Origin of the sequence: Streptomyces sp. PH10-H1 (assembly GCF_030063355.1) — a bacterium.
Classification (GTDB): Bacteria; Actinomycetota; Actinomycetes; order Streptomycetales; family Streptomycetaceae; genus Actinacidiphila.
The window spans coordinates 1-7,911 of record NZ_JASISZ010000146.1 but is presented as its reverse complement, the minus strand read 5'-3'; the positions used below and the strand labels follow the sequence as shown (position 1 = coordinate 7,911).

General features: G+C 71.1%; 6 protein-coding genes. 5 read left to right on the top strand and 1 reads right to left on the bottom strand.

Annotation, left to right across the window (positions count from 1 at the left end; genetic code table 11):
- The first annotated feature begins 451 nt into the window (after positions 1–451).
- The 4 genes from QMK24_RS40110 to QMK24_RS40095 all read left to right on the top strand — a co-directional run bounded on the left by QMK24_RS40110 (position 452) and on the right by QMK24_RS40095 (position 5,945).
- Complete coding sequence (locus tag QMK24_RS40110) at positions 452–1,618, top strand: lactonase family protein (RefSeq protein ID WP_502962449.1); 1,167 nt, start codon at positions 452–454, stop codon at positions 1,616–1,618.
- 175 nt (positions 1,619–1,793) lie between these two features.
- Positions 1,794–3,485, top strand: a complete 1,692-nt coding sequence (locus QMK24_RS40105; protein WP_502962447.1) for an NPCBM/NEW2 domain-containing protein — start codon at positions 1,794–1,796, stop codon at positions 3,483–3,485.
- Positions 3,486–3,620: 135 nt separating this feature from the next.
- A complete protein-coding gene (locus tag QMK24_RS40100) occupies positions 3,621–4,109 on the top strand; it encodes a peroxiredoxin (protein WP_283471840.1) in 489 nt (162 codons plus the stop codon).
- A gap of 171 nt (positions 4,110–4,280) precedes the next feature.
- Positions 4,281–5,945, top strand: a complete 1,665-nt coding sequence (locus QMK24_RS40095; protein WP_283471838.1) for a serine/threonine protein kinase — start codon at positions 4,281–4,283, stop codon at positions 5,943–5,945.
- Between the two features lie 9 nt (positions 5,946–5,954).
- On the opposite strand, the gene QMK24_RS40090 is transcribed toward QMK24_RS40095, so the two are convergent.
- Positions 5,955–7,172: an MFS transporter gene (locus tag QMK24_RS40090; RefSeq protein ID WP_283471837.1), complete on the bottom strand. Its 1,218-nt coding sequence runs from the start codon at positions 7,170–7,172 to the stop codon at positions 5,955–5,957.
- 470 nt (positions 7,173–7,642) lie between these two features.
- Between QMK24_RS40090 and QMK24_RS40085 the strand changes: the two genes are divergently transcribed.
- Positions 7,643–7,813: a hypothetical protein gene (locus QMK24_RS40085; protein WP_283471836.1), complete on the top strand. Its 171-nt coding sequence runs from the start codon at positions 7,643–7,645 to the stop codon at positions 7,811–7,813.
- Positions 7,814–7,911 lie beyond the last annotated feature (98 nt).

The window sequence follows — 7,911 nt, the reverse complement described above, 5'->3', positions numbered from 1 at the left end:
GTACACGTCTGCGGCCGACACGCGGCGGGCCGGGACCGCACAACCGATGAAGGGACCCCCGTGACCCGTCCGCTGAGCGCCGACCATTCCCGCTCCTGCGCGCCCGCCCTGGAAGGGATGACACTGCTCGCTGCGGCCGTGTCGCGGGTTCGAGTCCCGCCGCCGGTCGCACGGCCGGTGCAGCTCAGCCGGCAGAGCGCCTTGTACCGTCGCCGACTCTGATCTCTGGACCTCGACATCGCCCCCTTCCGCTCCGGCGGAAGGGGGCGTTCTCGTGGGGTCGTTGCATCTGGTGCAACCCGCGTTGCGGAGTGCGGCGGACTCTGCTCTCCTGGAGCACCGCACGTGCGGAGACCGGCACGGCGGCAATCCGCAGGAACACCCGCAGAACAAGCCGCGGGAACCAACCGCGGGACAACTGGAGGTGTGTCGCGTGGAGGTCAACGCAGGCATGGGCAGGCGGGGTCTGCTCGGCGCGGCCGCGGCTGCGGTGGCCACGGTCGGACTGGGGTGCGCACCCGGGAAGGCCGCGCGGGCGGATCTGCCGGCCGGCAAGGCCGGCAGGGCGTCCGCCGCCGGCCCCCGCCCGCTCCATCTGGGCACCTACACCTCCGTCGACGGCGGCGGCAAGGGTGTCGCCCTGGCGACGTACCAGCCCACGACCGGAGCGATCACCTCCACCGGGGTCGTGACGGGGGTCGGCGATCCGTCGTTCCTGGCGATCGGCCCGTCCGGCGGCACGCTGTACACGGTCAACGAGCGCGCGCAGGGCGCCGTGACCGCCATCGCGCTGAACGGCGGTGGCACACCGAAGGTGCTGGGTTCGCGGCCCACCGGGGGCGCCGGCCCCTGTCATCTGTCCGTTCATCCGGGCGGCCGGCACCTGTTCAGCGCGAACTACGATTCGGGCAGCGTCGCGGTGCACCCGATCGGCGCGGACGGAAGGCTGGGCGCGCGTACCGCCCTTGTACGCCACACCAGTCCGCCGCCCGGCCCCGGGCAGGACGGGCCGCACGCCCACCAGATCATCACGGCCCCGGACGGCCGCTTCGTCCTCGCGGTCGACCTCGGCAACGACACCGTGTACACCTACCGGCTCGACGACGCGGCGGGCACCCTGCACCAGGTGTCCTTCGCCGCGCTGCGGCCCGGCGCGGGGCCGCGGTCCCTCACGTTCCACCCCGGGGGCCGGTTCGCCTACCTCGCCAACGAGCTGGACAACACGGTCGTGGTCTGCGGGTATGACCCCTCGACCGGGAAGCTGGCCCCCGGCGCGCCCCAGTCCACCGGGACCGGGAACGGTACGAACTATCCGGCGCAACTGCTGGTCACCGCCGACGGGGCCTTCGCCTACCTGGCGAACCGCGGCCACAACAGCATCACCCGCTACGCCGTCGAGTCCGGCGGCTCGGCCCTGCGTCTGCTGGACACGGTGCCGGTGGGTGGCGACTTTCCCCGGCACATCGCCTTCGATCCGACCGGCCGCCTGCTGTTCGCCGCCAACCAGCGGTCGGCCACGGTCACCGTCCTGACCGTCGACAGCCGGTCGGGGAAACTGGCCCCCGCCGGGCGCCCGTTCGCGGCCCCGGGCGTGGTGTGCGTACTGCCGTCGCCGTAGCCGGGTATCCCGTGGCCTGACGCCGACGCCCCGGCGAACGGGGCCATCGACCCGGAAGCGCATTGCGCGCTTCCGGGTCGAACTTCTTGACATGTCCTGTCAATGCCGCTGTGATGTGGTTGCTTTCGTTCGACACCGTTGAATTGTGCGCCATTTACCCCGCATGGAGCCGCACATGCAGCCCGAACGACACACCATCCGACAGCGCTTGGCGGCCGTGGCCGCCTCCCTGGCGCTCATCACCGGAGGTGGGGCGCTCGCCGCCACCGCCGCCTTCACCTTGCAACTCGCCGCGGCCCCACCCGCCGCGGCCGTGGACAACGGCCTCGCGCTCACCCCGCAGATGGGGTTCAACAACTGGAACTCCACCCACTGCCGGGCGGAGTTCAACGAGACGATGGTCAAGGGCATCGCGGACATCTTCGTCTCGCAGGGCCTCAAGAGCGCCGGCTACTCCTACGTCAACATCGACGACTGCTGGGCGCTGCCCAACCGCAACGCCGCCGGCAACCTCGTCCCCGACCCAGCGCGCTTCCCCAACGGCATCAAGGCCGTCGCGGACTATGTGCACTCCAAGGGCCTCAAGTTCGGTCTCTACTCCAGCGCCGGCACCAAGACCTGCGACACCCTCGGCTTCCCCGGCGGCCTGGGCCATGAACAGCAGGACGCCAATCTGTGGGCGTCCTGGGGCGTCGACTACCTCAAGTACGACAACTGCAACAACACCGGGGCGGACGCCCAGACGCGGTACAAGGCCATGGGTGACGCTCTCAAGGCGACCGGCCGCCCGATCCTGTACAGCATCTGCGAATGGGGCTCCAACCAGCCCTGGAACTGGGCCGCGAACGTCGGCAACTCCTGGCGCACCACCGGCGACATCAGCGACTCCTGGTCCAGCATGATCGGCATCGCCCACCAGAACCAGTCGCTCGCCCCGTACGCCAAGCCGGGCGCCTGGAACGACCCGGACATGCTCGAGGTCGGCAACGGCGGGATGACCGACACCGAGTACCGCACCCACTTCAGCCTGTGGTCGCAGATGGCCGCGCCGCTGCTGATCGGCAGCGATCTGCGCAGCGCGAGCGCCGCGACGCTCGCCGTCCTCAAGAACACCGACGTCATCGCCGTCGACCAGGACAGCCTCGGCAAGCAGGGCACAGTGGTGTCGGCCTCCAGCGGGCAAGTGGTGATGGCCAAGGCACTGGCGGGCGGCGACCGGTCGGTGACGCTGACCAACGAGAACGGCTCGGCGCAGACGATCTCGACGACCGCGCAGGCGGCCGGCATCGGCGGCGCGTCGTCGTACACGCTCAAGGACCTGTGGTCCAAGCAGACCAGCTCCACCACCGGGACCATCAGCGCCTCCGTACCCGCGCACGGCACGGTGATGTTCCGCGTGACGCCGGGCAGCCCGGTCCCGCCGCCGACCGGCCTCAACCAGCTCAGCGACCTGCCGTGGACCTCGGCGACCAACGGCTGGGGACCGGTCGAACGCGACCGCAGCAACGGCGAACAGGCCGCGGGTGACGGACGCACTCTCACCATCAACGGAACAACGTACGCCAAGGGCCTGGGCACCCACGCCGCCAGCGCCATCACCTATTACCTGGGCGCCGGCTGCACCTCCCTGACCACGGATGTGGGCGTGGACGACGAGTCGGCCACCAATGGATCGGTGGTCTTCCAGATCTACCGGGACGGCACCAAGGTCGCCGACAGCGGCCTGCTCACCGTCAGCGACGCGGCCAGACATCTGACCGCCGACCTCACGGGCGGCCTGGAGCTGAAGCTCGTCGTCACCGACGGAGGCAACGGCAACACCTCCGACCACGCCGACTGGGCACTCCCCCGGCTCATCTGCGGCTGATTCCCGCACCCGCCGGACAGGCCCTGGGGCCTGTCCCGCCGTTTTCGCACGGCGGGGCAGGCCCTACCATCTGCGCAACACGCTGATCGCGTGCCGCCGCCGGGCGGCGCGGACGCCGAGGCCAAGGGAGCGCACATGTCCAAGCAGCCCGCAGTGGGTACGCCGGCCCCCGACTTCACCCTGCCGGGAATCGTGCTCGGCCAGGACGGACTCGTCGAGCGGGCCGACTACGCGCTCGACGGGCAGCGCGGCAACCCGCTGCTCCTGGTGTTCTATCCCGGCGACGACACGGCCGTATGCACCAAGCAGCTGTGCTCCTACACCTCCGACCTGGCCCGCTTCACCGGCCTGGGGGCGACCGTGTGGGGCATCAGCCCCCAGGGCCTGGACAGCCACGAGTCCTTCGCCCGCAAACACGATCTCGGCTTCCCCCTGCTGGCCGACACCGAGCGCACCGTGGCCAAGGCGTACGGGATAGCCGTTCCCGGGCTCGGCCTGCGCCGCTCGGTGTTCCTGCTCGACGGAGAGGGCAGCGTGCGGTGGAAGCACGTCGCGCTGGCCGGTCTCTCCTTCGTCACCACCGATGTCCTGGCGGAGCAGCTCGCCGCGGTGCTGGCCGGCTGACCCTACGCCCGAATCGCACAGATTTTCGCGCAACCACCGGTCCCACCCAGGCGTCCACTTATCAACCGGTAGCTCCGGGGAACGCCCGCCCCGGAGCCCGTCCGACTCCTTGAGGTGTGCCCGACGATGCCCGACTCACGTGATCCCAGACGGTCGGTTACCGAGTGGTCCGTGCCCGGCTACCGCGCGCTGAGCGTTCTGGGAGCAGGCGGCAGCGGCAAGGTGGTGCATGCGGTCGACGAGCGCAGCGGCGCCGAGGTCGCGGTCAAGTACCTCAATGAGGAGAGCCGGTCGCGGCCCGGACTCCTGGGGAGCTTCCGCGACGAGGCCCGGCTGCTCCAGCAGCTGGACTCCCCGCACGTGGTGCGCGTGTACGACTACGTGGAGAGCGCCGAAGGTGCGGCGATCGTCATGGAGCTCATCGAGGGTGTATCCCTGGGGGCGATGCTGCGGGCGAACGGAGCGGCCGTCCCCGAAGCTGCCCTCGCGGTCCTCAAGGGGTCCCTGCTCGGTCTGGCCGCCGCGCACGCGGCCGGGGTGGTGCACCGCGACTACAAGCCCGGCAATGTGATGGTCTCCACCAACGGCGTCTCCACGCTGGTGGACTTCGGCATCGCGGTCCGGCAGGGCGACGACGCCCCGAGCGCCGGCACGCCCCCGTACATGGCACCCGAGCAGTGGCGCGGGGAACCGGCGTCGCCGGCCACCGATGTCTACGCGGCGACGGCGACGTTCTTCGAACTCCTCACGGGGGAGCGCCCGTTCACCGGGGCCACCATGGCCGAACTGGCGGTCCAGCACATCACCGCACCCATCCCGGAGGACCGCGCACCCGAGGAGCTACGGCCACTGATCGGGCACGGGCTCGCCAAGGACGCCGCCGAACGGCCGGCGAGCGCCGCGTCCTTCCTCGCCGAGCTCGAAGCGGCGGCCGGAGCCGCGTACGGGCCGGACTGGGAGCGGCGCGGCCGCCGGGCCCTGATCGCCCTGGTCGCGCTCCTCGCCGCGCTGCTGCCCAGCGCCCTCGGGGACGCGGGCCCGGCCGGGCCGCCCTCGCCGCCCCCTCCGGGAGCCGCCGCGGGCCTGCCGTTCGGTGGCGGCAAGCCGCGGCGGATGCCGCGCGGTCGCGGCGCCGCGCTGGTGGGCGGGACCGTCGCCTTACTCGCCCTCGCCACGGCCGGCACCGTCGTCGCCCTCGCCGGCAACGGCAACGCGAAGCACCACGCGGACGGCCTGACGGCCCCGCCCTCCTCCACAACGACGCTCACGGGCTCCTCCGCCCCGGACACCTCTGCCACCGGCGACGCGACCACCGGCCCGAGCGTCGTACCGGTCACGTCGGTGAGCACGTCGCCCACGCCGACGGCCACGAGCACCACCCCGGACGCGACCACCGGTCCGCCTACGACCTCCGCGACGGCGACAACCCCGCCGGTCCTCGACCCGCCCACCAGCACCTCCGCCAGCCCGACGATCACCACAACGCCCGCCCCGGTGGTGTCCTTCATGGGCGTCACTGCCATCACACCGGGCAGAGGGCGATCGGCGACTGCCACTGTCGCCATCACCGCCTCCGGCACCGGCCGGTTCACCCTGACCGTCGACTGGTACTACGCGAACGCCAAGAGCACCGCTGCGAATCCGGGCTCGCGTGATGGCGCCACCTGGTCCATGACCCTTGAGGGCAAGACCAAATACGAGGTCTCCACCGACTCCCATACCTTCGGTGCCACCGGATGTACGCCGGTCTGGGGCGTTTTGGCGTCGACGAATCCAAGCGCCGTGAGCAGCAGGCCCTACCGCACCACTCCCGGCCCGCAGTGCCCACTGCGATGACCGCGCGGGTTACGGCTGCGGGTCCCGGGAGTCGTAACACGCGAACCTCGGCTGGAGAGCCGCCAGGGTGATGACGACCGCGATGCAGGCCAGTCCCCCGCCCACAATCGCCGTGCCCGGCGAGAAGAGGTCGGCCGCCGATCCGGCGAGGAAGTCGCCCAGCCGGGGTCCGCCCGCGACGACGACGATGAAGACTCCCTGGAGCCGGCCCCGCATGTCGTCGGGGGCCGCGGCCTGGAGCATGGTGTTGCGGAAGACCATGGATATGGTGTCCGCGCAGCCGGCCAGTGCGAGGAAGAACAGGCCCAGCCACAGATTGCGAGTGAGACCGAAGACGGCGACCGCCGACCCCCAGCAGGCCACCGAGACCAGGACGGCGAGTCCCTGGCGGTGAATGCGGCCGAGCCAGCCGGAGAAGAGACCGCCGAGCAGCGCGCCGACGGCGGGGGCGGCGATGAGCAGGCCGACGGTCCTGGAGTCCCCCGCGAACCAGATGACGGCGATGGCCGGGAAGAGCACCCTCGGCTGCGCCAGCACCATCGCCGCCATGTCGGTGAAGAAGGTTATCCGCAGGTTGGGCCGGCCGGCCAGGAAGCGCAGTCCGTCCAGGACCGAGGCCCAGCCCCGGCGGCCGCCGGAGACAGTCGAGCCGTCACGCTCGGGGGTCATCGAGGGCAGTCGCCACATGGCGTAGAGCGAGGCGGAGAAGGCGGCCATGTCTATCAGGTACGCGGCCTGGTAGCCCCACAGGCCGACGAAGACACCACCGAGCATCGGTCCGGTCATCGTGCCCAGGCCCCCGGCGAGCGAGGTCAGCGCGTTGGCGGCGGGCAGCTGCTCCGCCGGGAGCAGCCGCGGGATCATCGATGAGCGTGCCGGGGAGTTCAGGGCGAAGCAGACGGACTGCAGCGCGACGATCGTGTAGAGAAGCCAGACCAGCCGCAGATCGAGCAGGGCGGCGGTGGCGAGCACGCCGGACAGGACGGTGGCCCCGCAGGCGCTGGCCAGGCCGAGTTTGCGGCGGTCGACGGCGTCGGCGATGGCACCGCCGTAGAGCCCGAAGACCACGAGCGGGACCAGGGAGCAGAGGCCCACCAGTCCGACCGAGAAGCTGGAGCCGGTGATCGCGTAGACCTGCAGGGAGACCGCCATCGCGGTCATCTGCTGGCCGATCCAGGAGACCATGTTGCCGAACCACAGTCGGCGGTAGTGCGGGTATTCACGCAAAGGGGTGAGATCCGCGAGGACGCGTCTGGTGGGCCGGCGGGGAGGCGGAGGAGTGGCCTGGACTTCTTCGGATCGCTTGCTTCGGAGCACGCGGAACGGTAACAACCGGTGCTGCGGCCGCCCATGGCCGGGTCCGGCCCCCGCACGCGCCCGGCGTCCCGCAACCCTTGAGGAACCCTTGAGTGGCGCGCATGTGGACTGGGGTTCTCTTAGGGGTGACCCAGGGAGGAAATCGGCTGGTCGACACGGGTCGGCGGGCTTACTCTGGGCGGAACGAACAGGCTCTTTGGGCAGCACCAGCGCCCTCGGCCCGTCCCGGGAACCGGCCACCCATCCTGGCCTCCTCCCGGTTCCGCACCAGGCGCCACCGCGTCCGCACCCGCTCGATCCACATGCCCCACCGGGTGTCCGGCGCCCGGTCGATGGCCGCGTCGGCGCATCCGGTTCACTCGAAATGAATGGAGTGCGCGGTGACACCCGAGAAGACCAAGCGAAACCAGGCCACACCCGGACTAGGTGAATGGCCCCCGCCGCTGAAGGAAGTGCGAAACCTCGACGTCTGGGCGCGGTCCGCCCCGATCAAGCTGGCGGGCTACGAGGACGACGTGGCCGAGTCGCACATCCTGCGGAGCATCGACTAGGCAGGCGGACGGTTCGGCGGACGGCTACGGCCGTGAGCGGCGGTGGCGTGGGACGGGATCCCGCGCCACCGCCGCCGTGGCGCTCGCACAACGGCTCG

What these genes read in the sequence shown, in the direction of transcription:
- QMK24_RS40110 (WP_502962449.1), top strand. Translation starts at nt 452, where the DNA reads ATGGGCAGGCGGGGTCTGCTCGGCGCGGCCGCGGCTGCGGTGGCCACG.
- QMK24_RS40105 (WP_502962447.1), top strand. Translation starts at nt 1,794, where the DNA reads ATGCAGCCCGAACGACACACCATCCGACAGCGCTTGGCGGCCGTGGCC.
- QMK24_RS40100 (WP_283471840.1), top strand. Translation starts at nt 3,621, where the DNA reads ATGTCCAAGCAGCCCGCAGTGGGTACGCCGGCCCCCGACTTCACCCTG.